The sequence below is a fragment of the Cobetia sp. ICG0124 genome (assembly GCF_004006355.1).
Classification (GTDB): domain Bacteria; phylum Pseudomonadota; class Gammaproteobacteria; order Pseudomonadales; family Halomonadaceae; genus Cobetia; species Cobetia marina.
In genome coordinates this window covers 881436-905218 of record NZ_CP024893.1, presented here as the reverse complement: position 1 = coordinate 905218, position 23783 = coordinate 881436, and the positions used below count along the sequence as shown (strand labels likewise).

At 63.9% G+C, this 23783-nt stretch carries 23 protein-coding genes and 4 pseudogenes; 9 read left to right on the top strand and 18 right to left on the bottom strand.

What is annotated here, in order from left to right; translation table 11 throughout:
- Positions 1–27: 27 nt before the first annotated feature.
- On the bottom strand, positions 28–948 hold the full coding sequence (locus CU110_RS04125) for a DMT family transporter (RefSeq protein WP_084208049.1): 921 nt from the start codon (positions 946–948) through the stop codon (positions 28–30).
- Between the two features lie 3 nt (positions 949–951).
- Between CU110_RS04125 and CU110_RS04120 the strand changes: the two genes are divergently transcribed.
- Entirely contained in the window at positions 952–1962 is a 1011-nt protein-coding gene (locus CU110_RS04120; RefSeq protein WP_127734651.1) for a zinc transporter ZntB, read from the top strand.
- Between the two features lie 117 nt (positions 1963–2079).
- Here the strand turns inward: CU110_RS04120 and CU110_RS04115 are convergent.
- Positions 2080–2280: pseudogene (locus CU110_RS04115) on the bottom strand (Rdx family protein); the annotation flags it as partial.
- A gap of 48 nt (positions 2281–2328) precedes the next feature.
- Here CU110_RS04115 and CU110_RS04110 point away from each other — a divergent pair.
- From CU110_RS04110 to CU110_RS04090, 5 genes are all read left to right on the top strand, one after another.
- Entirely contained in the window at positions 2329–3630 is a 1302-nt protein-coding gene (locus CU110_RS04110; RefSeq protein WP_084208048.1) for an MFS transporter, read from the top strand.
- 184 nt (positions 3631–3814) lie between these two features.
- Positions 3815–4255 carry a PAS domain-containing protein gene (locus CU110_RS04105; RefSeq protein WP_077375053.1) on the top strand — a complete coding sequence of 147 codons (441 nt, stop codon included), beginning with the start codon at positions 3815–3817 and terminating at the stop codon, positions 4253–4255.
- A 66-nt stretch (positions 4256–4321) separates the two neighbouring features.
- Positions 4322–4567: a hypothetical protein gene (locus CU110_RS04100; protein ID WP_077375056.1), complete on the top strand. Its 246-nt coding sequence runs from the start codon at positions 4322–4324 to the stop codon at positions 4565–4567.
- Positions 4568–4649: 82 nt separating this feature from the next.
- Positions 4650–6311: an energy-dependent translational throttle protein EttA gene (gene ettA / locus CU110_RS04095; RefSeq protein WP_077375059.1), complete on the top strand. Its 1662-nt coding sequence runs from the start codon at positions 4650–4652 to the stop codon at positions 6309–6311.
- A 14-nt stretch (positions 6312–6325) separates the two neighbouring features.
- Complete coding sequence (locus tag CU110_RS04090) at positions 6326–7702, top strand: DUF2254 domain-containing protein (RefSeq protein ID WP_127734649.1); 1377 nt, start codon at positions 6326–6328, stop codon at positions 7700–7702.
- Here the strand turns inward: CU110_RS04090 and CU110_RS04085 are convergent, their stop codons facing one another.
- The 14 genes and pseudogenes from CU110_RS04085 to ftsB all read right to left on the bottom strand — a co-directional run bounded on the left by CU110_RS04085 (position 7703) and on the right by ftsB (position 19249).
- A complete protein-coding gene (locus CU110_RS04085) occupies positions 7703–7864 on the bottom strand; it encodes a DUF1328 domain-containing protein (RefSeq protein ID WP_084208047.1) in 162 nt (53 codons plus the stop codon). It abuts the gene before it with no gap.
- A 9-nt stretch (positions 7865–7873) separates the two neighbouring features.
- Positions 7874–8266: a hypothetical protein gene (locus CU110_RS04080; RefSeq protein WP_127734647.1), complete on the bottom strand. Its 393-nt coding sequence runs from the start codon at positions 8264–8266 to the stop codon at positions 7874–7876.
- Between the two features lie 8 nt (positions 8267–8274).
- Positions 8275–9192: an LpxL/LpxP family Kdo(2)-lipid IV(A) lauroyl/palmitoleoyl acyltransferase gene (gene lpxL / locus CU110_RS04075; RefSeq protein WP_077375072.1), complete on the bottom strand. Its 918-nt coding sequence runs from the start codon at positions 9190–9192 to the stop codon at positions 8275–8277.
- Between the two features lie 60 nt (positions 9193–9252).
- A complete protein-coding gene (gene alr / locus CU110_RS04070; protein WP_084208045.1) occupies positions 9253–10386 on the bottom strand; it encodes an alanine racemase in 1134 nt (377 codons plus the stop codon).
- A 68-nt stretch (positions 10387–10454) separates the two neighbouring features.
- Complete coding sequence (locus tag CU110_RS04065; protein ID WP_077375077.1) at positions 10455–11825, bottom strand: TolC family outer membrane protein; 1371 nt, start codon at positions 11823–11825, stop codon at positions 10455–10457.
- A 78-nt stretch (positions 11826–11903) separates the two neighbouring features.
- Positions 11904–12880, bottom strand: a pseudogene (gene rpoS, locus CU110_RS04060) (RNA polymerase sigma factor RpoS).
- A 61-nt stretch (positions 12881–12941) separates the two neighbouring features.
- Complete coding sequence (locus CU110_RS04055) at positions 12942–13976, bottom strand: peptidoglycan DD-metalloendopeptidase family protein (RefSeq protein ID WP_240665472.1); 1035 nt, start codon at positions 13974–13976, stop codon at positions 12942–12944.
- A complete protein-coding gene (locus tag CU110_RS04050; protein WP_240499669.1) occupies positions 13969–14922 on the bottom strand; it encodes a DUF368 domain-containing protein in 954 nt (317 codons plus the stop codon). The genes CU110_RS04055 and CU110_RS04050 overlap by 8 nt, the downstream gene beginning before the upstream one ends.
- Positions 14919–15610 (bottom strand): annotated as a pseudogene (locus CU110_RS04045) (protein-L-isoaspartate(D-aspartate) O-methyltransferase). The gene CU110_RS04050 and the pseudogene CU110_RS04045 overlap by 4 nt, the downstream one beginning before the upstream one ends.
- 4 nt (positions 15611–15614) lie before the next feature.
- Entirely contained in the window at positions 15615–16361 is a 747-nt protein-coding gene (gene surE, locus CU110_RS04040) for a 5'/3'-nucleotidase SurE (RefSeq protein WP_077375086.1), read from the bottom strand.
- 19 nt (positions 16362–16380) lie between these two features.
- Complete coding sequence (locus tag CU110_RS04035; RefSeq protein WP_338079147.1) at positions 16381–17556, bottom strand: tRNA pseudouridine(13) synthase TruD; 1176 nt, start codon at positions 17554–17556, stop codon at positions 16381–16383.
- A complete protein-coding gene (gene ispF / locus CU110_RS04030; protein ID WP_205632762.1) occupies positions 17549–18055 on the bottom strand; it encodes a 2-C-methyl-D-erythritol 2,4-cyclodiphosphate synthase in 507 nt (168 codons plus the stop codon). The genes CU110_RS04035 and ispF overlap by 8 nt, the downstream gene beginning before the upstream one ends.
- Positions 18056–18132: 77 nt before the next feature.
- A pseudogene (locus CU110_RS04025) lies at positions 18133–18806 on the bottom strand (2-C-methyl-D-erythritol 4-phosphate cytidylyltransferase).
- A 68-nt stretch (positions 18807–18874) separates the two neighbouring features.
- Complete coding sequence (gene ftsB, locus CU110_RS04020; RefSeq protein ID WP_077375092.1) at positions 18875–19249, bottom strand: cell division protein FtsB; 375 nt, start codon at positions 19247–19249, stop codon at positions 18875–18877.
- Positions 19250–19335: 86 nt separating this feature from the next.
- Here ftsB and CU110_RS04015 point away from each other — a divergent pair, with 86 nt between their 5' ends.
- Positions 19336–19647, top strand: a complete 312-nt coding sequence (locus tag CU110_RS04015) for an NGG1p interacting factor NIF3 (RefSeq protein ID WP_084208043.1) — start codon at positions 19336–19338, stop codon at positions 19645–19647.
- On the opposite strand, the gene CU110_RS04010 is transcribed toward CU110_RS04015, so the two are convergent.
- Entirely contained in the window at positions 19602–20231 is a 630-nt protein-coding gene (locus CU110_RS04010; RefSeq protein WP_127734645.1) for an NUDIX hydrolase, read from the bottom strand. The two genes, CU110_RS04015 and CU110_RS04010, sit on opposite strands and share 46 nt — an antisense overlap.
- 83 nt (positions 20232–20314) lie before the next feature.
- Between CU110_RS04010 and CU110_RS04005 the strand changes: the two genes are divergently transcribed.
- Together CU110_RS04005 and CU110_RS04000 are read left to right on the top strand one after the other, a co-directional pair.
- Complete coding sequence (locus CU110_RS04005) at positions 20315–20944, top strand: CoA pyrophosphatase (RefSeq protein WP_077375099.1); 630 nt, start codon at positions 20315–20317, stop codon at positions 20942–20944.
- Positions 20928–21599, top strand: coding sequence for a 2OG-Fe(II) oxygenase (locus CU110_RS04000; protein ID WP_127734643.1), 672 nt, complete (start codon positions 20928–20930; stop codon positions 21597–21599). The genes CU110_RS04005 and CU110_RS04000 overlap by 17 nt, the downstream gene beginning before the upstream one ends.
- On the opposite strand, the gene CU110_RS16535 is transcribed toward CU110_RS04000, so the two are convergent.
- Positions 21596–23746, bottom strand: a complete 2151-nt coding sequence (locus CU110_RS16535) for an MFS transporter (protein ID WP_164850268.1) — start codon at positions 23744–23746, stop codon at positions 21596–21598. The genes CU110_RS04000 and CU110_RS16535 overlap by 4 nt on opposite strands.
- Positions 23747–23783: the final 37 nt, after the last annotated feature.

The following is a 23783-nucleotide window of genomic DNA, read 5'->3' as shown; positions in this document are numbered from 1 at the left end:
GAGGATGCAGGCGCGGGCGGGGCGCGCTCATGTCGTGTGTGACAGTGTCTCCGGCGCCTTCTGCAGCTGCTGCAGGCCCAGGCCTGCCAGAATCAGCACCAGCCCCGCGAGTGTCGAGGTCAGGATCGGCTCGCCGACGATGAAGTGCAGCAGCGTCAACGACACGGGGGGAGACAGGAAGATCAGATTGGAGACCTTGGCGGTACGCGACACCTTGTGGACCGCCAGCTGCCAGAGCACGAAGGCGATGCCCATCTCGCACAGGCCGACATAGAGCCCGGCCATCAGCGCCTGAGGATTGGCGTCTTCCCCGATGAAGTTGCCAAACCCCGGCCCGATGGCCACCAGCAAGGTCAGGACCGGCAAGGCGACGCTGAAGTTCTGCCACTGGGCGACCAGCGGGGCGCGGGCATCCCGCGCGTTCAGCAGCCAGTAGAGGGCCCACAGCAGGGTCGAGCCCAGCGCCAGTCCGACGCCGAGGGGGTCGGCGAAGGCGACATCGAACACCTGCCCGCGGGTGGCGATGGTCCACACCCCGGCGTAGGCGATCAGCCCTGCCGCGACATCGATGCGCGTCAGGCGCTGCGCGAGGATCGGCACGGCAAGAAAGGCCATCGCCAGTGCCCAGGTATAGTTGAGCGCCATGGCCTCCTGCCCCGGCAGACGTGCATAGGCGCCGAACAGCACCAGATAATAGCCGACCGGGTTCATCAGTCCGGCCCAGGCCGCTGTCCGCCAGCCGCCTTTCCAGCCGCTGGCGAGCGCCTCGCGCAGCCGACCCTGACGCCACATCAGCACGCCGATCAACAGCCAGGAGACCAGCGCTGCCAGCCACACCAGCTCCAGCGGAGACATCTGCGCCAGCGCCAGCTTGAAGGCCGTTGCCACGGTCGACCACAACCCGACCGCTCCCAGACCATAGAGCATGGCCTCCCTGTCCTGACTCATGGCATGCTTCCTCGCAATTCGGACACCGCCATCCTGGCGGTGGATCCCCCCTCCACGGCGCTGGTCAGCGCCTACCGTCTCGACGGCAAGGGCAGCGCGACCCTCTTGAGCGATGATGAGCTGCGCCAGGCCTGGCAGGAGCCGGAGGCCTTGATCTGGATGCACCTCGATTACACGCGAGGCGACGTCAATGATTATCTCGCCGGCATCGCGCAGCTGGATGATCCCAGCATCGAGGCCCTCACCGAGCTGGACACACGCCCACGCGTCGCACGTTTCGGCGGCGGCATCGTCACCACCCTGCGCGGCATCAATCTCAACCCGGGTGCCGCGCCGGAAGACCTGCTGTCCCTGCGCCTGTGGATGAGCCCGACTCGCCTGATCACCCTGCGCCGACGCCCCTTCCAGTCGATCACCCAGGTACGCGAGCAGCTGGAAGCCGGCCAGGGAGCCGAAAACATCTCCTGGCTGCTGGCGATGATCAGCGATGCGCTGGTCGATCGCGTCGCCGAGCTAAGCCACCGCCTTGACGATCAACTGGCGATCCTCGAGGAGGATCAGCTCAATGACGTGGAGATCGATCCCGACGACATCACGCGGCTGCGCCGCCCGTTGATCACCCTGCGGCGCTTCATGGGGCCTCAGCGCGACTGCCTGGCCCAGCTGGCTCAGGGGCCCTTGTGGATCGATGAGCAGGCGCGACTGGACCTGCGCGAGATCGCCAACCAGCTGTCGCGTTACGTGGAGGACTTTCAGGCCATGCAGGAACGCGCCCTGATCCTTCACGAGCAGCGCATGAGTGAGCACAACGAGCAGCTCAACCAGCGCATGTACCTGCTCTCCGTCATCACCGCCGTCTTCCTGCCGCTGGGCTTCCTCACCGGACTGCTGGGCGTCAATGTCGGCGGGATTCCCGGCAGCGAGAGCCCATGGGGCTTCACGCTGTTCGTCGGCATGACGCTTGGGGTCGTCGCGATGCAGATGTGGCTGCTCAAGCGCAAGAAATGGTGGTGAGCCCTGTTCGCGGCTGGCGCGGTCGATATGACCGAGATCGCGCTCCGGGTCGAGCACATCACGCACGCGTTGCTTGAGGTCACGGCTGTCCGGGAAGCCGCCATCCCGCTTGCGCTCCCAGAGCACCTGCCATTCGGCGTCAGGCGCAGGCTGGCAGAGCACCTCGAAGTGTCCGCCGTGACTGGGCGCGAGAGCGACCTCATCCAGCGCTTCCCCGAAGGTGGAGAGCAGTTCCTGGGCATACCAGGCCGCGCGCAGCAGCCAGTTGCAGCCGGTGCAGTAGTGAATGCGAATCTTGAGCGTGGACGGTTGATCCATGAGAGCGAGCGTTCCAATCGCGGCGCCCAGAGCCGCTTCTTCGAGCGCATGACCGGCGATGAAGACTCGCGCATGTGCAAGGATATCTCCGAGGATGCCTGCCATCAGCAGCCCGGCAATGTCTGGCGCCATCTGCTGGCCTCGCTGGGGACCAAGCTGGCCGACGAGCTGGCAAGTGCACGCCTGGTGCTGCCGTGGCTGCTGGGATTGATCGGCGCCCCGGTGTGGATGGTGGGGCTGCTGGTGCCGATTCGTGAAGCCGGCGCCCTGCTGCCGCAACTGGTGGTGGCGGGCTTCATCCGCCCGCTCCCGCGGCGCAAATGGGTCTGGGTCGCGGGGTCCGTGCTGCAAGCGCTGATGGCCTTCAGCCTGGTGATCATCACGCTGCTCTCTCGAGGCGACGGTGACAGTGGCCTGGGCGGCAGCCTGGCCGGTGGCCTGGTGCTGGGGTGTCTGGTCGTGCTGTCACTGGGGCGTGGCGTGGCCTCCATCGCCACCAAGGACGTGCTGGGCAAGACGATCGCCAAGCAGCGCCGTGGCCGCCTGATGGGATGGAGTGGCAGCCTGGCCGGCGCCATGACGTTGCTCGCGGGGGGTGTTCTGATGCTGCTGGGCGAGCAGCCCGGTCAACAGGTGCTTGCCACCCTGATGGCGATCGCGGCACTGGGCTGGAGCCTGAATGCTTTCTGCGCGGCGCTGATCAAGGAAGATCGCGGCGCCACCAGCGGCGGTGCCAATGCCTGGGACACCGTGCGCCAGGGGTTCAGCCAGCTGCGCCATGACGCCGCCTTCCGCAATTTCAATCTGGCGCGTGCGCTGTTGCTCTCAAGTGCCCTGGCCCTCCCCTACATCGCGCTGCTGGGCCAGCAGCAGAGTGGCGAAAGCCTCGGCGGACTCGGGGTACTGGTGGTCGTGTCAGGCCTGGCGGGCATGGTCGCCAGCCCCATCTGGGGCAAGCTTGCCGATACCTCGAGTCGGCGCGTGATGCGCAACGCCGGCGCCGGTGCCGCCGTGTGCTGCGCGCTGGCCGGCAGCATGGTGTGGTGGCCCGGAGCGCTTTCCGACAGCGTCTGGAGTTATGCCGTGGTCTACGGGTTGCTGGTGATCGCACATTCCGGCATCCGTCTGGGACGCAAGACCTACGTGGTGGATCTCGCCAGCGCTGACAATCGCGCGCTCTACGTGGCTCTGTCCAACACCCTCACCGGCGTGCTGATGCTGGTGCTGGGTCTGGCCATCGGCGGTCTGGCCCAATGGCTGGGCAGCGAGTGGCTGCTGCTGATTCTGGCCGGTGTCGCCACGGCGGCCGCCCTGTGTGCGCAACGTCTGCCGGAAGTGGAAGACGACTGAGGGCCCGGGACAGACGCTGGCCCCCGACACATTAGCGGCTGCGATTGCATAAGCCGCGTCTCCCCGCCATAGTGAAACCGATGATGGTGCTGGAATGTCCGGGCACACGGACAGGCACCCGATACCCGTACTCTCGGGCTCGGTCACAAGGGCCGGGTTCTTTAGCCGCAAGGATCAGTGCCAGATGAAAAGACCCCACATGATCAGCCCCGAGCTGCTCGAGAGAGTGGTGAATGCCTCGGACGATGGCATCGTGGTGGCCGAACAGGAAGGTGACGAGAACATCCTGATCTACGTGAATCAGGGCTTCGAGCGCCTTACCGGTTACAGCGCCGACGAGATTCTCTACCGCGATTGCCGTTTTCTGCAGAATGACGACCGTGACCAGCCACAGCTGGACAACATCCGTGCCGCGCTGCGCGACAAGCGCCCGTGCCGCGAGATACTGCGCAACTATCGCAAGGATGGCAGCCTGTTCTGGAACGAACTCTCCATGACACCGGTCTTCGACGAGCACGACAATCTCCAGTACTTCGTCGGTGTCCAAAAGGATGTCACCAGCCTGATGACCGCGCATGAGGAGCTGGAGCGCCTGCGGGAAGCCCGCAAGAGCGATGTCGAGTGATCACTGCGCAGGCGGTGTCTGACGCCTCGCGTCTGGCAGACTGATTCATGATCGGGAGGTCCGCCCATGGCCCGCGAACAATTCCTCGACGATATCGATGCTACCGCCCTGGCGGAGGAAGCCACCAACGACGTGGACTTCGAACTGTCTTCCAGCTCCACCCCCGCCAGGCCCCAGCGCAGCGACTCACGCCAGCGCCTCGAAGCCCTGCTGGAAGAACGTGCGCTGGCACGCTCCATCCGTGAAGGCTGGGACGATGAAGCGGATGATGATGACCTGCTGGACGCCAGTGACTGGGGAGAGGAGGAGTGAGCGCCTCGCCCTGACTGGTCAAGCGTGACCACGGGCACTATCATCAGCGCGTCATTCCATTCTCCAACCAAATTGGGATTCCATGGCGCAATACGTCTATACCATGAACCGGGTGGGCAAGGTCGTCCCCCCGAAGCGCGAGATTCTCAAGGACATCTCGCTGTCCTTCTTCCCGGGTGCCAAGATCGGTGTGCTCGGTCTCAACGGCTCGGGCAAGTCCTCGCTGCTGCGCATCATGGCCGGCGTGGATCAGGACTACAACGGCGAAGCGCGTCCCATGCCGGGCCTCAATGTCGGCTACCTCCCCCAGGAGCCGGAGCTCGATGATTCCAAGAACGTGCGCGAGTGCGTCGAGGAATCTCTGGCCCACATCAAGAATGCCCAGGCGGAGCTGGATGAAGTCTATGCCGCCTACGCCGAGCCGGACGCCGACTTCGACGCCCTCGCCGCGCGTCAGGCCAAGCTCGAGGACCTGATCCAGGCCTCCGACGCCCACAACCTCGAGCGCAAGCTGGAAGTGGCCGCCGAAGCGCTGCGCCTGCCGCCGTGGGATGCCAATGTCGGCGTGCTGTCCGGTGGTGAACGCCGCCGTGTCGCCCTCTGCCGCCTGCTGCTCTCGAGCCCCGACATGCTGCTGCTGGATGAGCCGACCAACCACCTGGACGCCGAGTCCGTCGCCTGGCTGGAGCGCTTCCTGCACGATTACGCCGGCACCGTGGTCGCCATCACCCACGACCGTTACTTCCTCGACAATGTCGCGGGCTGGATTCTCGAGCTCGACCGTGGCCAGGGCATTCCCTTCGAAGGCAACTATTCCTCGTGGCTGGAGCAGAAGGACGCTCGCCTGCAGCAGGAAGCCAAGCAGGAAGCCTCACGCAACAAGGCCATCCAGCAGGAGCTCGAGTGGGTTCGCCAGAATCCCAAGGGTCGTCAGGCCAAGAGCAAGGCGCGTCTCAACCGCTTCGAGGAAATGCAGTCCGGTGATTTCCAGAAGCGCAACGAGACCAACGAGATCTACATTCCGCCGGGACCGCGTCTGGGCGACAAGGTCATCGAGCTGCACAACGTCACCAAGCGTTTCGAGGACAAGCTGCTGTTCGACGACCTGTCCTTCACCATTCCCCAGGGTGCCATCGTCGGTATCGTCGGCGGCAACGGTGCGGGCAAGTCCACGCTGTTCAAGCTGGTGACCGGCAAGGAAACCCCGGACAGCGGCGAAGTGGTGCTGGGCGAGACCGTCAAGATCGCCTACGTCGAGCAGCTGCGTGATGGCCTGGAAGACAATCAGACTGTCTGGGAAGCCGTCTCCGGCGGCCAGGACATGCTCAACATCAATGGCCATGAAGTCTCGTCGCGCGCCTATGTCGGCCGCTTCAACTTCAAGGGCACGGATCAGCAGAAGCGTCTGTCTGATCTGTCCGGTGGTGAGCGTGGTCGTCTGCAGCTGGCGCAGACGCTCAAGCAGGCCGCCAACGTGCTGCTGCTGGATGAGCCGTCCAACGATCTGGACATCGAGACCCTGCGTGCACTGGAAGAGGCGCTGCTCGCCTTCCCGGGCTGTGCACTGGTCATCTCGCACGACCGCTGGTTCCTGGATCGCATCGCGACCCACATCCTCGCCTACGAAGGGGACTCCAACGTGGTGTTCTTCGAGGGCAGCTACAGCGAGTACGAAGAGGATTACCATGCGCGTGTCGGCAACGATGCGCCCAAGCGCATGAAGTACAAGCGTATCGATGCCTGATTCAGGAATTGCCCATGAATCGCTGGCTGCAACAGCCGCTGATGTGGTTACGCACCTTCACCACCAGCATCGCCTATCTGCCAAGCCTGCTGGCGACGCTCTATATCCTGCTTGGCTTGATCTCGGTGCTGCCTTCCGGCCTCCCCGAGCCACATGAATTGCCAGCCAGCGAGATGCTGAATGCCCTGACCTTCAAGGAGCACGACACGCCGCGCACCCTGCTGGCGGCACTGGTCGGCGGGCTCATTTCGCTGATGGTCTTCAGTTTCACCATGGTGATGAGCGTGCTGACCCAGGCGGGCGCACAGTTCTCCCACAAGTTGCTGCTGGGGCTGGTGACCGAGCGTCACCATCAGCTGGTGCTGGGACATTATCTGGGCAGTCTGCTGTTCCTGCTCATCAACCTGATGGTACCCAATACCGGCGATTCGCCAACGCTATGGCGCTCCATCGCGGTCTATCTGGGCGTGTTGATGATGGTCAATTGCCTCGGGATGTTCATCTACTTCATCCACCAGGCATCACAATCCGTGCAGATCAATGCCGTGGCTCGCCGCCTGTCCGGGCGCACGCGGGTCTCGCTTGAACGACTGCGAGAGCGCAATCGCCACGACGGTTTCGGCGAGCGCCAGATCACTCGCGACACGTCACGCTGTCAGCTGCTGAGAGCAAAGCGACGCGGCTATGTGCAGCAGGTCGATTTCGCGGCCCTTCGCCAGCTGGCCATCGACCACGACATGATCGTGCACCTGGACTTCGCGCTCGGGGCCTTCATCGTCAGTGGCATGCCGCTGATGCGCATCGAATGGCCTGCGGGCCTGCCCGAAGGCGTCTCGGCGGGTGATGAGCTCGATGAGCACCATCAGGCAGGACTGATCAAGAAGCTGCGCGCGGCACTGGGCTATCTGGATGGGGAATCCGTCGATGACCTTCACGAGCACGGCCTGACCCAGCTGATGGAAGTCGCCATCAAGGCGCTGTCTCCCGGCATCAATGATCCGGGCACCGCACGCCTGTGCCTGCATCAACTCACCGAACTGCTCAGTGAGCGCATGCAGCTGCCCCTGTGCAACTGCTGCGTGGATGAGGAAGATCACATACGGGTCAGCTGGGAGATGGAGAGCTTCGACAGTCTGCTCTACCGCAGCATCTCCCCCATCCTGCACTATGGTCGTGATGACCTCTCGATCTGTCTGGCGCTGCTCTCGCTGCTCAAGACACTGTCACTGCTGGGCAGCGATGACGCGCAACTGGCATTGCTGCAACAACATGCCGACAAGGTGGTGGAGGCCATCCTTGCCCAGGCACAGTTCGAGGTGGACAGGCGCTTCATCGAGCAGGGCCTCAAGGCCGGGCATCATCGTCTGACGCTGCCAGGTACCCCGTGGTGATCAGGGCTTGCGACGCCCCTTGAAGAACGACACCAGGAACAGCACCAGGAAGACGACGAACAGTACCTTGGCGATGGTGGCCGCAGTACCCGCGATACCGCCAAAGCCGAGTACGGCGGCAATCACGGCAACGATCAGAAAGATGATGGCATAGTTGAGCATGGCAATTCCTTATGTCATGTACAGCGCCGCGATCATGGCCTCGGCATAGGCGATGAGCTCCGGCTCGCTCATGACCTCGACCCGATTCAGGCCACTGTCCACGCTGGCAGGCCGCCCTTCCTTCACCAGCAGCGTACGCGGATAGCCCGCCCCACCGATGCGCTCGCTCAGCTGCGCATGTGCCTCACTCAGATAGACTCCGCGAGTCTCCTGCACGCACAGACTCACCAGCGGCAGACCACCTCGCGCCAGGGCCGCCTCGAAGGCCGGCAGCGCCGGACGCTGACGCACGGTGCAGTCCGGGCACCACTGCGCAATCTGATTGAGGACGAAGGTATCGCCGGCCGCCAGGCGTGCTTCGACATCGGCCAGAGTGGCGAGAGAAGACGTGTCATTGCTCATGGTTCACCTCAATACAGGGACGGATCGGATTTCTCTGGACGAGTCTTGAAACGGCGATGCAACCACAGGTACTGCTCGGGATGCTTGCGGATCGCCCCCTCGATGAAGGCATTGATGCGCGTGGCATCTGCGACATCATCGCCACTCGGGAAGTTGTCGAGTGCCGGGAGATACTCCAGCGTATAGGTACGATTGTCCGGATTGCGATGGAACATCAAGGGCATCACCGGCGCCCCTGTCATGCGGGCGATCTTGGCCGTCAGCTTGATGGAGGCGGCATCGATACCGAAGAACGGCGCGAAGACGCTGACGTCCCGACCGAAATCCTGATCCGGCGAATACCACACGCCATGCCCGCTCTTGATGCGGCGCACCACACCCCGCAGGTCATGACGGTCGATGGCGGTGCCGAAGATGCCATTGCGCGCGCGCGTCATGAAACGCTCGAACAGCGGGTTGTCATGCGGGCGATAGACGACATCGGCCGGGAAGAACAGCGAGTGCAGTGCGCCACCGAGATCCAGTGTCGAGAAATGGATGCCCACGATGAGCGCGCCCTTGCCCTGCGCCATGGCGCGCTCCATGTGCTCCTGACCCTTGAAGGTCACGCGGTCGCGCATGTGCTCCGGGTCTCGACACCACCCCGTGGCGGTCTCGAAGATGCCGATGCCGTTGGCATGGAAGGTCTTGCGTACCTGACGCGCACGCTCCGCTTCGCTCCATTCGGGGAAGCACAGCTTGAGATTGGTGTCCGTGATATGGCGACGACGCTTGCCGAAACGCCATGCCAGCTCACCGATGCCGCGCCCCAGCCACAGCTTGGCGCACCAGGGCAGGAAGGCCGAGGCCTTCATGGCCCCGATTCCCAGCCAGGCCGGCCAGTAACGGGGATGCGCAAAACTCTCGGGGTAGGTCTTCTTGGCCATGACTCTCTCGTTCAACGGGCAACGGCGGCCATTGTAGACCGCCCGAGCCCTGCCGTCAGGTCAGGCGCACGTATCCACTGCCTGAGAGGCCATCGGGTCCGCCTCGCGTGCCTGACTACCGTGATAATGCTTGGGAACACGCGGCAGGATCCCTGTCAGCAGGGTATAGCTGATGGTGTCACAACTGGCGGCCACGCGATTGACCTCCAACCCCTCGCCCCACAGCACCACGCGAGAACCGACGCCCGCTTCCGGCAGGTCGGTGATATCCACCGTCAGCATGTCCATCGACACCTTGCCGGCCAGCACGGTTTCCTGGCCATCGACCAGTACGGGGGTCCCGTCCACCGCATGGCGATCGTAGCCATCCCCATAGCCACAGGCGACGACACCGATACGTGTCGGACGCGTCGCCACGAAACGTCCGGCATAGCCCACCGGCTCGCCGATGGCGATCTCGCGTACGGCAATGATGGCGGAAGACAGGGTCATCACCGGCTTCAGACGGCGGCTGGCATCATTGGCCCCTTCCAGCGGGTCCGCGCCGTACAGCATGATGCCGGGACGATTCCAGGCGGCATGCGATTGCGGCCAGGCAAGCGTCGCCGGGGAGTTGGCCAGACAGAGTGGCAGGGCAAGCTCAGCGGCAAGCGCTTCCACTGCCGCCATCTGATGCTGGAAATAATCGGGCGTCAGGCTGTCGGCCGTGGCGAAATGCGTCATCAGGTGAAGGTCCTGCGCCTTGCCACTCGCCACCAGGCGTTCCTTGACCGCCCTGGCCTGCTCGGCATCGAAGCCGAGACGATGCATGCCGGAATCGAACTTGATCCAGCAGGATATCGGCCCGGGGAGCGTTGCCGCCTCCAGGGCGGCCAGCTGCCATTCACTGTGGATGGCACACCAGAAGTCATGCTGCGCCGCCAGCTGGTATTCCGATGCCTCGAAGACACCTTCGAGCAATACCACCGGATGCGTGATACCGCCTTCCCGCAGCGCGAGCGCTTCTTCGATGGTCGCGACGGCAAATGCCGGTGCCAGATCTGCCAGCGCACGGGCACATGCCACGGCCCCGTGGCCATAGGCGTCAGCCTTGATCACGGCGAGCGAGCGGGAATTCGGCGCCAGCTCACAGGCCAGCTGATAATTGTGGCGCAGGGCATCCAGATCAATATCAGCACGCAACGGGCGGGACATGAGGCAACTCCAGACCATCAATTATTTTCCATCATCGCGCCAAGGTCACGGTGAAAACCACCAAACGATCACTGGGCCGGGCCATCCAGCTCGGTATCGTCTTCGTCCTGCAGAACCAGTGATACCTGACGATCGCGCTTGAGGCTCTCGTTCAGATCGCGCACGGTGTTGACGTCGATGATGCCCGCCGCCTGGCGCAGGTTGAGCAGATCCAGCACGTAGGTGTAACGCGAGGAGGCATAGTCCGCCAGGGCCTGATAGAGCGCCTGCTCGGCATCCAGCACATCGACGATGTTACGGGTACCGACTTCATACCCCGAGCGCGTGGCTTCCAGCGCGCTGCGGCTGGAGACGATGGCCTGCTTGCGCGCCTTGACCGTCAGGACGTCGCTGCGGACCTGACTGTAGAGCGAACGCACGCTCTGGGTGGTGGAACGCTGCTGGTCCAGCAGGTCGTACTGGCTCTGCTCCAGCAGGTGCGTGCTCTGGCGTACCTGCGCGGATGTGCGACCACCGGTATAGATCGGCAATGACGCCTGGATACCGATCTGGTTGTATTCCTGATATCCCCCGGAGGATGCGACGTCGGTTTCATCATAGGAGTAGGTCGCGAAGGCACCGACTTCCGGCAGATGACCGGCACGCGAGGTCTTGACGTCACCCTTGGCGACATCGACACCCTTCTGCGCGGCACCGATCAAGGGATTGTTGACCAACGCCATCTCGACCCACTTGCCACGACTGGCGGGCACCGGCGCTTCGATGGCGAGATCCTCTTCCAGCCCATCGATGGAATCGTATTGCTGGCCGGTCAATTGCTGAAGTGCCTCGAAGCTGACCTGCAGGTCGGCTTCCGCGGCAATCCGCTGGGCGCGTGCGTCATCAAAGGACGCTCTGGCCTCCTGGACATCGGTGATCGCGATCAGCCCGACCTCGAACTGCTGATTGGCCTGATCCAGCTGACGGGAAAAGGCCTTCTCCTGCGCGATGCGCGCATCCAGCACATCCCGGTTGTTGAGGATGGTGAAGTACGCGGAGGCCACATCGTACAACAGCTGCTGCTGATCGGAATCCAGCAGCAGTTTCTGCTGCTCGGTACTGTCCTTGCTGGTCGCCAGCTCATACCAGTCGGCAGCGTCGAACAGCTGCTGATTCACGTTGAGCACGATGTTGCTGTCGGTGTAATCCCCTTCCACACCGCTCTGGGAATTGCCCGTGACATCGGTGCGTGACACGGTGCCGGTGGCCGAGATCTGTGGCAGCAGATCCGAAAGCTCGATCCGCTCGTTGTCCTCGACGCTCTGATACAGAGAGCGAGAGGACGACAGGCTGGCATTGTGGGTCAGCGCATCACGGGTAATGTCGAGCAGATCGGCAGCCTGGGCCTGGGTCGCGAAACCCATCGCCAGCACCAGAGGCAGTATGCGTATGTTGGCCATGTATGCGTAAAAAGGACTCAGTCTAATCGTCGCCTTGCAAGGCGTCCAGTTAGTTGGCTAACTTCATTTGTCAGCGAATCATTCGAAGATGGATTCCAGCGACAGGCCCTGTTTCTCGAGCATGCGACGCAGTTTCTTGAGCGCCTCGACCTGAATCTGACGCACTCGCTCACGCGTCAGACCGATCTCCTCGCCGACCTCCTCCAGCGTGGCGGCTTCGTGACCCCGTAGCCCGAAGCGGCGTACCACCACTTCCATCTGCTTGTCGGTCAGCTCCGCCAGCCACTCATCGACATGTGCCTTGACGTCGACATCGACCAGACTGGACTCGGGGCTGGTGTCATTTTCATCGGCGATCGTCTCGATCAACGGCTTGTCACTCTCGCCGCCCATCGGATAGTCCACCGAGGACACTCGCTCATTGAGCCCCAGCATCTTCTTGACCGTCTCCACCGGCTTGTCGAGGAAATCGGCGATTTCCTCGGCCGTCGCCTCGTGGTCAAGCTTCTGCGTCAACTGGCGAGCAGCGCGCAGATAGATGTTGAGCTCCTTCACGACATGAATCGGCAACCGGATGGTGCGCGTCTGATTCATCAACGCGCGCTCGATGGTCTGACGGATCCACCAGGTGGCGTAGGTCGAGAAGCGGAAACCGCGCTCGGGGCTCGAATTTCTCCACCGCGCGTCATCAGGCCCAGATTGCCCTCCTCGATCAGGTCGAGCAGTGACAATCCGCGATTCAGATAGCGCCGTGCGATCTTGACCACCAGACGCAGGTTGGATTCGATCATGCGCTGCCGACCGGCAGGGTCTCCCGCCTGCGCCAGTCGCCCGAAATAGACTTCCTCTTCCGGTTTGAGCAATGGCGAGAAGCCGATCTCGTTGAGGTAGATCTGCGTTGCATCCAGGCTCTGGTAGTGCTTGCGCTCTTCACGGTTCAGGGCGCGTTCGAATGCCGCCTCTTCCGCTTCAGCCTCAAGCGTATCGTCTTCCTCGCCATCATCGAGGGACAGCTCCACCTCGGCCTGATCGATATCCTTTTCCAGCATGCTCATGTCGATACCCCGTTGTCTCTGGTCTGGTGCCAGGAACTTCTTGTTGTGGCAGCGGTGGACGTCAGCGCTTGGGCAGGAACTTCAAGGGATCCTTCGGCTGCCCATCCTCGCGGATCTCGAAATGCAGCTGCGCACGTTCGGCGTCAGTGGCTCCCAGAGTGGCGATTACCTGTCCGGCCTCGACAACATCATTCTCCGAGACGCGGAGGCTGTCGTTGTGGGCGTAGGCACTCAGATAACGGTCATTGTGCTTGAGGATGATGAGGTTGCCGTAACCGCGCACTCCACTCCCCGCGTAGACCACAATCCCCGGCCCTGCTGCCTTGACAGGTTGCCCCTTTTGACCAGCGATATCAATGCCGCCCGTCACACTCTCGGACTCACCGAATTTGCCGATGATCTCGCCTTGCGTAGGCCACTGCCAGTCAACGTTTTTTACCGGCACATAGGTTTTCTTGGCCGGTGCCGCCTCGGGTGTGGCGCCCGCAACGTTGGTGCCCTTTTCAACCTTGTCGGAGGCACTTTTCACGTTTGCCGCCGCCTTGTCACGCTCGGCCTTGGCCGCTGCACGCGCAGACTCCGCCAGCGCCTCTTCACTGCCTTCCTGATACACGGGCCCCGGGCCGACGCCCGCAGCAGCGGCCGCGCCCGTGGCAGCCGCCGCGACGCCGCCGCTACCGGTGGTCAGGGACTGCGCCTGGGAAGCACGCTGCTTCTGCTGAGCAATGGCCGACTCATCCGGAGCCAGCCAGTCCGGCACCTCGCCGCCGCTGGCGATGGCGTCATCGCTGCCGCCGGCATTCGCGGGCAACGGTGCCTGAGGGTCGAGGCGCAGAGTCTGCCCGGGCTGCAAGGTGTAGGGCGGGCGCAGGCCATTCATGCGCGCCACGTCACGGAAGTCCTGGCCACTCTGCCAGGCGATGCCATAGAGCGTGTCACCGCGCTGGACCGTATAGCTGTCTGCAGTGATGCGTGTCGTACCACCACTGAGATCCTGGATCTGCGGACGCGTCGTGGCGGTACTGCACGCCGTCAGAGCGCCCAGCGCCAGACCCGCCAGCGCCAGCTTGAATCCCTTGTCCATCATGTCAGGCATGTTCCTGCTCCTTGCGGGAATCACTGGAAGAATCATCCGGTCCTGAGCGCTCACCCGCGAACCAGACCAGCAGGATACCTGCCAGCATCAGGGCAAGCGCCGCCCACAACTGGGCAGGCTCACCCGTCACGCTGGTATAGGTCTCCGGCATCATGAATTGATAATCTAGCGGTACCTGCTCCCCCTTGGGGCCCAGTCGATAATCGGTGATCGTGCGCCAGGGCCACAGCACCGGCAGCGAGCCGAGGATGAAGCCGACCAGCAGCATCAGTGTCGCGGTGTGATGGTGACGAAACAACCATGACAGTACACGCGAGAAGGTGAACAGTCCGATGGCGCAGCCACTTCCGAACAACAGGATCAGCGTCAGATCGAAGCTCTTGATACCTGTCATCACGGTGCCATAGAGGCCCATGGTCAACAGCAGGAAGCTGCCGGAAACGCCCGGCAGCAACATGGCACTGATGGCGATGGCCCCCCCGGCGACGATGACCCAGGGCGCATCAGTGCCCGCTGGCAGAAGGCTGGGCAGCTGACTGGCCAGTACCAGCCCCAGCACCAGCCACACCAGATACCCGACCCTGAAGCCGGTAATGCGCCGCGCCACGACCACACCGGAACACACCACCAGACCGAAGAAGAAGGCATTGAGCAGCAGCGGCTGCGCCTCCATCAGCCAGGTGACGAGGTGCGCCACGCTGATCAGGCTGGCGAGAATGCCGGCGGCAAGCGGTAGCAAGAACGCCAGATTCAAGTGCTGCCACAACGCCTTGACGCCCTGTTGACGCCAGACACCGATGGCGGAAGGTCCGAAGCGCTTGATGGTTTCGATCAATTCTTCATAGATGCCCGTCACGAAGGCTATCGTGCCTCCCGAGACGCCGGGCACGGCATCGGCAGCGCCCATGCCCGCCCCCTTGAAGAACACGCTCAATGCTCGTTTCACCTGATCACTCCCTCGAGCAACGGCACGAAGCGCACAGCCTCGAGCCGCTGAATATCCTGAGTGTCGCCGACGTGGCGCACTCGTGTCAGCCATTGACGATCACTGCCGTCTTCCGCCAATGGCACGATCATCACTCCCTCCGGTGCCAGCTGCTGGAGCAATGCCTGCGGCAAGTGCGAGGCACATGCCGTCACCACCACCAGATCAAACCCCGCTGCCAGCCGTGCCCGCCATCGGCGTGACGCAGCTGGACATTGTCCAGCCCGAACCACTCAAGCCGCTGCCGGGCACGCAGATGCAACAAGGCGATGCGCTCCAGCGAGGCCACCTGACCGAACAGCCGCGCCAGCAGCAGGGTCTGGTAGCCCGAACCGGTGCCGACCTCCAGCACCCGACACTGCTCGCGCGGGCGCGGTGCCGAGGCCAAAGCCAGCTCCGTCATGCGGGCATGCATGTAGGGCTGCGACAATGTCTGCCCCTGCCCCAGCGGCAGGGCGGTATCCTCATAGGCGCGATGCGCCAGCGCCTCATCGAGAAACAGATGGCGCGGTTCCGCCGCCATCAGATCCAGTACCCGCTCGTCCTGGATGCCAGCCTCTTCCAGTCGCGTGACCATGCGATCACGCGTCCGTTGAGAGGTCATGCCGATACCGCTCAACTGCGCGGCATTCGGGCGCTCCAGGCGCATGGGCTCAACTCAGTGCTTCCAGCCACTGCTCCACATCCTGACGCGCCGCATGGGAGGTCAGGTCGGTCATCAACGGCGTGATGGACACATAGCCGGCCGCGATGGCCGCGAAATCGGTGTCCTCACCATCGTCGACTCCGTCCCCGGCCAGCGCGATCCAGTACCGGGTGCGCCCGCGAGGGTCCCGCACGGCGATCGGTGCGCCCGCCGGACCACGATGCCCCTGACGCGTGACGCGAAATCCGCGGATCTCGTGCCAGGGAACATCCGGCACATTGACGTTGAGCAGCGAACGCGGCGGCAAGGCCAGCGTCTCGGCCGCGCCGACCAGACTCGCCGCCACACGCCCTGCCGTCTCGAAATGGGTCTTGCCACACAGCGACATCGCGATCGCCGACATGCCCAGCGAGCGGCCTTCCATCGCCGCTGCCACAGTGCCGGAATACAGCACATCGTCTCCCAGGTTGGCACCGTGGTTGATGCCGGAGATCACGATATCCGGTTTCTCGTCCCAGACACCGTTGACCCCCAGATAGACGCAATCGGCAGGGGTGCCGTCGACACTGTAGAAACCGTTGTCCATCGCGGACAGCATCAGCGGGCGACTCAGGGTCAGGGAGTTGCTGGCACCCGAACGATCACGGTCCGGTGCCACCACGCGAATTCGCGCGTGATCACACAGCGCATCATGCAGGGCCTTGAGCCCGGGGGCATGTACCCCATCATCATTGGAAAGCAGAATCTTGCGCATCGTCTCACCTGTTCATGCGCTACAGCAGCGGGTGGGCAATCAGCTCACGCAACAGGCCGGTGGCGAAGCTGCCGCGCGGAAGATCGAAATGCAGCCACGCACTGGCCGCAGTCGCCTCGGCATCGGCCTGGGCCGGCGTGATGTCCCACTCCAGGCGAGCATTGGCAGGCATCAGGCGCAGTGGCCGACGCTCGGCCTTCACGCCAGCCTTCTCGAGGCCGTCACAGAGCTGAGGCCAGCTGGACGCCAGCACCTGCTCAAGCGCCGCGACCTGCGCATGGGACTCGCCACGGCCGGTGCCCCACAGCGGGCCCGTGGGGTGGATATCCCCGTCGGCAAGGCGCCGGGTCAGCGTCTCGACAGCTTCGCTGCCATCGGTGACGAAGCGCGATCCCGTCCCGTCGAGCGCGAACACCTCACCGCTCAACGCCGTCGCCCAGCAGCCAGCCTTGAGACGCGCGGCCAGCACTTCGTTGAACAGGAAGCTGCGCGCGGTGGACAGCAGCATGCCGCTGCGATCATCACGCTTGCGCCAGCCACGTATCAGTACGGCGCGTGCACGCCCCAGGTTATGCCCCTGGTGCCCGAAACGCTGCGGACCGAAATAGTTGGGCACCCCATCGCGTATCAATGTCTGCCAGCGAGTCTCGAAATCCGGATGGGCCACGGCCTCGCCGCTCACTCGCAGCGCAAAGCGATTGCCGCGATGCACGCCACGCTTGAGCTTGCGCGGGTGCCGCACGCTGGCCAGCACGCGGGCCCCCTTCTCGGCCAAGGCCTCACTCAGATGCTCAGGGGCTTCACGCCCCGGCAACCATACCGAGACCCACTGCTGGGTAATCGCCTGCTTGTCCTTGAGTCCCGCCACGCCGATGTCACGCGGTGCCACGTCACAAAGACCTGCCAGTTCGCGGCACAGCTCGTCAGTGGTCAGACCGCGCTTCTCGATCCAGAGCCACTGGTGCTCCCCGTGACCTTCGGGCACGAAGTCCATCAATTCCGTGACGCGAAAGTCTTCCGGCGTGTGTCGGAAGTCACCTGCGCCCAGCGGGCCCCCATGGGCATGCGGCCAGCGCTGCATCAGCTCGGCTTCCTTGACCCATGGCTCGCTGCCGGCGGCTTCCAGTGCCGTTCGCGCCGCGACAGACAGCGCATCGGACTCGGGCGGCTCAGACATGGCATTCACTTCAGACATGCTCGGCTCCACCCGCGGCGGGCAGCCTGCCAAGCACCGCCACGGCCTCGGCGGCGATGCCTTCCTTGCGACCGGTGAAACCGAGACGCTCGGTCGTGGTGGCCTTGACGTTGACGACCGCCACCGGCACACGCAGGTCCTCGGCGATCACCTCACGCATCGCCTGGATGTGCGGCGCCATCTTGGGGGCCTGCGCCATCACGGTGAGATCGACATTGCCGACCCCGAAACCAGCGGCATTGATCAGCCCGACGACGTGGCGCAGCAGGCCGCGACTGTCCGCCTCGGACCACTCGCTGTCGGTATCCGGGAAATGCTTGCCGATGTCGCCCATCCCGCAGGCCCCGAGCAGCGCATCGCACAACGCATGCAGCAATACATCGCCATCGGAATGCGCCACGAAGCTATGTTCGTAGGGGATCTTCACGCCGCCGATCATCAGATGATCGCCGTCGCCGAAACGGTGGACATCGAAGCCATGCCCGATGCGCAGTGACATCGGGACATGCCCGGAGGTCGCGGGGGAGGTCGGGGGTGGAACTCGAAGTGTCGGGGGTCACGGGGTGATCCATCATGTCAGGCAGGTGTCCGGGGTCTGTCGGCGTGATCCTCGCGGGCCGCCAGCAACAGGCGCGCCATGGCGAGGTCTTCCGGATGGGTGATCTTGAGATTGTCGCGCGCCGCGGGCACCAGCACGGGGGATCGTCCACAGGCCTCGAGTGCCGAGGCCTCATCGGTGATGCGCTCGGGCTGCTCCGCGAGGGCGGCACGCAGCGCCGTGCGCAACAGGCCCAGCGGAAATGCCTGGGGCGTGAAGGCATGCCACAGCCCTGTCCGGGATTCGGTATGCGCGATGCGCTGCGCGCGGCCCGCTTCATGGTGTCACTGGCGGGAGCGGCCAGGATGGCGCCGTCATCACTCTCGCGTGCCGCCTTGACCAGCGCCTGGATGTCGCTCTCGCGGACACAGGGACGCGCCACATCGTGTACCAGCACGAGGTCATCATCACTCGCCACTCGGCTCAGACACTCGAGTCCTGCCAGCACGCTGTCGGCACGCTCGCTGCCACCATCGGCACGCAGCCACTCCTGCCATGGCACCATCGTCGGCGTGAAATAGGCATCCTCCGCGCCCAGCACCAGACACAACCCGGCCTCGGGCAATGCGCGCCTGAGGGTGGTGAGGGTCGCCTCCAGGACACTGCCGCCGGGCGTCAGTTCCAGATACTGCTTGGGACGGTCAGCCTGCATGCGGCTTCCCACGCCTGCGGCGGGCACCAGATACCAGAGACGCGGCGCCGGGGCATCATTCATGCGAGTCATGGGTTGAGCACCTTGGGCAGGCCCTCTTCCAGTCCCTTGCCTTCCAGCGCCCCTTCCGCCACTTCATCCGCGGACGAGACCTGGCGCTTGGGTACCTCGACGTTGGGCACCCACAGGAACTGCTCATCCTTGCGCACCATGCCGAGATCGTTGCGCGCACGCTCCTCGATGGCCGCCAGACCATTCTTGAGGTCGACCACTTCAGCGCCCAGGCGTTGATTGCGGTTGTCCAGCTGCGCCGCTTCCCTGGAGAGCTGCTGCACGCGGGCACGGATGTCGAACAATTCGGTGACGCCATTTTCGCCCCACCACAGCCGGTACTGGAGCAGAGCCAGCAGTAGCAGCAGTGAGATATTGATCCATTTGAGCATGGCAGTGTCCTTGGCCGTTGCAGCGGGCATTATGCCATCATCAGGGGACGCCGCGCAGGCTCTGCCATCCCTCAAGGAGGCCCACCATGTACAAACTGGCATTCTTCGTTCCACACGAAGCACTGGAAGGTGTCAAGGAAGCGCTTTTCGCCACGGGTGCCGGACGCATGGGCGAGTACGAGGCCTGCTGCTTCGAGACGCGCGGCACGGGGCAGTTTCGTCCGCTGGCCGGTGCCAATCCGCATATCGGCGAACGCGGCACGCTGGAACGTGTCGAGGAGGTCAAGGTCGAGATGGTGTGTGAGGACGCGCTGATTCGCACGGCAGTGGCCGCACTGCGCGAGGCGCACCCCTACGAGGAAGTGCCGATTGACTGCTGGCGACTGGAAAGCTTCTGAAGGTGCTTGGGTAGATGTGTCGTCTTGAAGAAGCGCTCGCGCGTCTCGAGATCGATCTGTTCCAGATGCAACGGGAATTCGCCTTCTCCCTGGCGGGCACGACGGTCCTCGAAATAGCGCCTCAGCGTCACTTCCATGGTCGGGAAGGCCAGTGACTGCCAGGGAATCTCCTCTTCGGCGAACAGCGCCACCTCGAGACTTTCGATACCCGCGGAGAAATCACTGGTCAATTCGGCGCGAAACAGCATGTAGACCTGATTGATGTGCGGCAGATCAATCAGGGTGTAGAGGCCCTGGAGGTTGACCTCGGCCCCCGCTTCCTCACGTGTCTCGCGGGCAGCGGCCTCACTGGTGGTCTCCGCGTTCTCCATGAAACCGGCCGGCAGTGTCCAGTACCCCAGGCGCGGCTCGATGGCGCGGCGACACAGCAGCACCTTGCCATCGCGTATCGGCAGGGTACCGGCGATGATGCGTGGATTCTGATAATGGATGGTGCCGCAGCTATCACACAGGTAGCGCAGTCGATCATCTCCTTGTGGCACCGCCAGACGCACCGTCTCACCACAATGGCTGCAGTAGTTCATTCGCTCTCCCGTGAAACTCTTGAACGCCCATCTTGACCGCCTCACATCCCACGCCACAAGATGAAGGTCAACGAGGACCCGACATGCTAGAAGCTCTGCGCCAGCGCCTGCAATCCCATCACCCCCGTATCGTGAGCAACGACCAGCCACGCGCTGCGGTACTCATCGCGTTGATCGACCGCCCGGAACCGACGCTGCTGCTCACGCAACGCGCCAGTCACCTGAGTCAGCATGCCGGCCAGGTCGCCTTCCCCGGTGGCAAGGCGGAGCCGGAGGATATCAGTCTGCTGGCCACGGCGCTGCGTGAAGCCGAGGAGGAAGTGTCCCTGCCCTCCGGCGAAGTGGAGATATACGGGCAACTGAGCGATGTGATCTCGCTGCACGGCATGACCGTGACGCCTTTCGTGGGACGCATCGCTCCCGACCTGCCGCTGCGCGCCGACCCCGGCGAGATAGCGCATATCTTCGAGATGCCACTGAGCATGCTGCTGCGCGATGAACGCGCCCACACCGACGTCATCCGCGTGGGCGATGACACCTGGTACGTGCCCGGCTATCAGGTGGCCGGGCAGCTGCTGTGGGGGCTTTCCGCGATGATGCTGGTGGAGATGATGGCCATCGGGTTCGGACACACCATCAGCCTGTCCTCCCCGCCACCGCCCGGGGCTCCGTTGCGCCACCTACCACCTCGCCCCCATGCACCACGGGCATGAGCCTCCACCCGCCCCACTGCTGGACCCCACCGCGCTCAACCTGCTGATCGATGAACTGGTCGAGCATGGCTACAGCGTGCGCCCGGACTTTCTGCCGGCACACCTGATCCGCCATCTCAATGACGAGTTGCGGGCGCTGGAGAGCCATCAGCGACTGACGGCTGCGGGAATCGGACGCGGGCGAGAGCATGACCTTCGCCCGGACATCCGCGGGGATGCGATTCGCTGGCTGGATCGCGATTCGCGTGCCCAGCGTGCCTACCTGGAGGCGATGAATGCCCTCAAGGATGAACTCAACCGTGCCCTCTATCTGGGGCTGTTCGAGTACGAGGCGCATTTTGCCCACTATCCAGTCGGCAGCTTCTATCGCAAGCATCTGGACAGCTTCCGCGGGCGTGGCAATCGCCTGATTTCCAGCGTGCTCTATCTCAATGCCGACTGGCCGGCGGACGCCGGCGGCGAGATCGTGCTCTACGACCCCGAAGATGACAGCCGTGAAATCCGGCGTGTCACCCCCGAGGCCGGGACCTTCGTGTGCTTCCTTTCCGAACGGATCCCCCACGAGGTGCTGCCGACGAAACAGGCGCGCGCCAGCGTGACCGGCTGGTTCCGCCGCAACGCCTCGCAGGGCAACCTGGTCGACCCCTCCCGCTAGTCCTCATGAGTCTCGATCTCCTCGAGACTATCCAGGGACGCCTCGGTGATCAGCTCCGGCATGTCGACGGCCAGCTCGCGAGTCACCTCGACCAGCGGGTCATTGACCTCGGCATCCCGCAGGTGCTCCTCGGCGGCCTCGACCAGTTCCGGCCCGACGGCAAGCTCCGTTCCCAGGGGCGTCTGTGGCGCATGGGTCTCGAAGGGGGCCAGCGGCTGCGGCGCCGGACGCATCACGCGTCGCCAGACGAAGAAGGCCAGCATGCCACCGCCCATCACCGCCAGACTCAGCGCCATGCCGGGCATGGCACCCATCTCGGCCATCGGCAGTGATACGGCCGGCGGTGACAGGGTCGAGCCCACGGCATTGATCAGCAACAATCCCTGACTCATGCGCACCAGCGCCCCGGCGGGGGCACGGTCTGCCGCATGGCTGACCGCGACCGGATAGAGCGTGAAGGCCGCGCCGCCGAGCAGGAACAACACCGTCAACTGCGCGATGCCTTCGCGTGCCGGCCCCATCAGCAAGGCGGCGAACCCGATGATGGCCACCGACAGGATGATCAATACCTGCTGACGATCATGACTGTCAGACCAGCGCCCGATGGGGTACTGCAGCAGCATGCCGCCGAGAATCACCAGCGCCATGCGCTGCCCGATCTCCGCGGTGTCCAGCACGCCGCCCTCCCCCAATGCCAAGGGCAGCAGGCTGTAGAGCACTGCCACCACCAGCCCCGAGGCCAGGCAACCAAACACGCCGGTCGGCGTGATGCGAATCAGACGCCAGGGGCTCAACGGCTCGGATTGCTCGATCAGCGGTGATACGCGCGGCAGCAGCACCAGCGGCAATACGGACGCCGCCGCCAGCATCGCCACCAGCATGAAGGCCGCCTCGAGACTCAGCATGGCGGTTACTCCCAGCAGCAGCTGCCCCAGCACGCCCGCGCCATAAAGCACGATCATGTAAAGCGCCAGCAGGCGTCCGCGTACGGCGGGGTCGGCGGCACTCAGCAACCAGCTCTCGATGACCAGATAGACGCCGACCAGCGACCAGCCGATCATCATGCGCAGCAGGAACCACACCACGGGATGATCCCCCAGTCCCATGGCCAGGGCGGCGACTGCCACCAGCGAGGCGAAGCCGGCGTAGGCGCGGATGTGTCCGATGCGCAGCAGCAGGCGGTCGTTGACCAGCGCTCCCAGTCCAAGCCCCAGATAGTAGGCGGAGCTGATCAGGCCGATCGCCTCGCTCGAGACACCGGCGGCAGACAGCCGCAGGGGGACCAGCGAAGTCAGCATGGCATTGCCGATCCCCAGCAAGGCAAGGCCCAGCAAGGGCGCGAGAGACATCAACAACAGATGACGGGGCATGACCAGTTCCTCGGCCAGGCGCAGGACTGCGTTCGGCCAATGCCGCAAGGTGCGGAGAGCTACGGGAGAGGGAAGCGCCCTGCAGGAATCTCGCAAGGCGCGGGCAATATAGTGACAGTCTGCGCCAAATCCAAGTGTTTTTGCGTCAGGAACACGGAAGATGACGCTATCGCTCGCAACCTGCTCGAAGGCCAGGCCATGGGTCCGCGCCAGCCAGGCGAAGGTCGTCGGGCTGAACAGGCAGACATGGGTCGGGTCACGCAGATAGTGCCAACGCTTGAGCGCATCCAGATCATCCGCGGCGGGTTGCGTCATGATCCCCAGCAGGCCACCGGGTTTGAGACACCCAAGCCACTGACGGAAGACATCGCCGGGCGCGTAGAGATGCTCGATCACCTCGGTACTGACGATGAAATCATGCTGACGGGCGAGCGCTGCCGGGTTCGGGTGGTAATACAGATCATGCAATGCCATCGGGTGGCCGACTTCCTCGAACATCCGTGCCAGGGCTGGCCCCGGCCCACAACCGAAATCGAGCCCGCTGGCACCGGCCGCCAGCCGCTCGCACATCGGCGTGAACAGCCTGGACAGGAAGGTGCGATAGCGCGGGTCTGCCGGGTCGTTCTCGTGCTGGTCGTAGATGTCCTGCTCTGCGCGGGCATCCAGTCGTTGAGAGGGCGCGAGATACAGCAGATGACATTCGCCACACCGCAGGTAATCACGCTCGTCGGCAGGCGGACGCTGACCGGTCTGCGGACATGGCTTGCGTCGTTGCACCAGATGAAGCACCGGTTGACTGCCATGCGTCGCGCAT

What these genes read in the sequence shown, in the direction of transcription:
- CU110_RS04125 (WP_084208049.1), bottom strand. Translation starts at nt 948, where the DNA reads ATGAGTCAGGACAGGGAGGCCATGCTCTATGGTCTGGGAGCGGTCGGG.
- CU110_RS04120 (WP_127734651.1), top strand. Translation starts at nt 952, where the DNA reads ATGCTTCCTCGCAATTCGGACACCGCCATCCTGGCGGTGGATCCCCCC.
- CU110_RS04110 (WP_084208048.1), top strand. Translation starts at nt 2,329, where the DNA reads ATGACCGGCGATGAAGACTCGCGCATGTGCAAGGATATCTCCGAGGAT.
- CU110_RS04105 (WP_077375053.1), top strand. Translation starts at nt 3,815, where the DNA reads ATGAAAAGACCCCACATGATCAGCCCCGAGCTGCTCGAGAGAGTGGTG.
- CU110_RS04100 (WP_077375056.1), top strand. Translation starts at nt 4,322, where the DNA reads ATGGCCCGCGAACAATTCCTCGACGATATCGATGCTACCGCCCTGGCG.
- ettA (WP_077375059.1), top strand. Translation starts at nt 4,650, where the DNA reads ATGGCGCAATACGTCTATACCATGAACCGGGTGGGCAAGGTCGTCCCC.
- CU110_RS04090 (WP_127734649.1), top strand. Translation starts at nt 6,326, where the DNA reads ATGAATCGCTGGCTGCAACAGCCGCTGATGTGGTTACGCACCTTCACC.
- CU110_RS04085 (WP_084208047.1), bottom strand. Translation starts at nt 7,864, where the DNA reads ATGCTCAACTATGCCATCATCTTTCTGATCGTTGCCGTGATTGCCGCC.
- CU110_RS04080 (WP_127734647.1), bottom strand. Translation starts at nt 8,266, where the DNA reads ATGAGCAATGACACGTCTTCTCTCGCCACTCTGGCCGATGTCGAAGCA.
- lpxL (WP_077375072.1), bottom strand. Translation starts at nt 9,192, where the DNA reads ATGGCCAAGAAGACCTACCCCGAGAGTTTTGCGCATCCCCGTTACTGG.
- alr (WP_084208045.1), bottom strand. Translation starts at nt 10,386, where the DNA reads ATGTCCCGCCCGTTGCGTGCTGATATTGATCTGGATGCCCTGCGCCAC.
- CU110_RS04065 (WP_077375077.1), bottom strand. Translation starts at nt 11,825, where the DNA reads ATGGCCAACATACGCATACTGCCTCTGGTGCTGGCGATGGGTTTCGCG.
- CU110_RS04055 (WP_240665472.1), bottom strand. Translation starts at nt 13,976, where the DNA reads ATGCCTGACATGATGGACAAGGGATTCAAGCTGGCGCTGGCGGGTCTG.
- surE (WP_077375086.1), bottom strand. Translation starts at nt 16,361, where the DNA reads ATGCGCAAGATTCTGCTTTCCAATGATGATGGGGTACATGCCCCCGGG.
- CU110_RS04035 (WP_338079147.1), bottom strand. Translation starts at nt 17,556, where the DNA reads ATGTCTGAAGTGAATGCCATGTCTGAGCCGCCCGAGTCCGATGCGCTG.
- ispF (WP_205632762.1), bottom strand. Translation starts at nt 18,055, where the DNA reads ATGTCACTGCGCATCGGGCATGGCTTCGATGTCCACCGTTTCGGCGAC.
- ftsB (WP_077375092.1), bottom strand. Translation starts at nt 19,249, where the DNA reads ATGCTCAAATGGATCAATATCTCACTGCTGCTACTGCTGGCTCTGCTC.
- CU110_RS04015 (WP_084208043.1), top strand. Translation starts at nt 19,336, where the DNA reads ATGTACAAACTGGCATTCTTCGTTCCACACGAAGCACTGGAAGGTGTC.
- CU110_RS04010 (WP_127734645.1), bottom strand. Translation starts at nt 20,231, where the DNA reads ATGAACTACTGCAGCCATTGTGGTGAGACGGTGCGTCTGGCGGTGCCA.
- CU110_RS04005 (WP_077375099.1), top strand. Translation starts at nt 20,315, where the DNA reads ATGCTAGAAGCTCTGCGCCAGCGCCTGCAATCCCATCACCCCCGTATC.
- CU110_RS04000 (WP_127734643.1), top strand. Translation starts at nt 20,928, where the DNA reads ATGCACCACGGGCATGAGCCTCCACCCGCCCCACTGCTGGACCCCACC.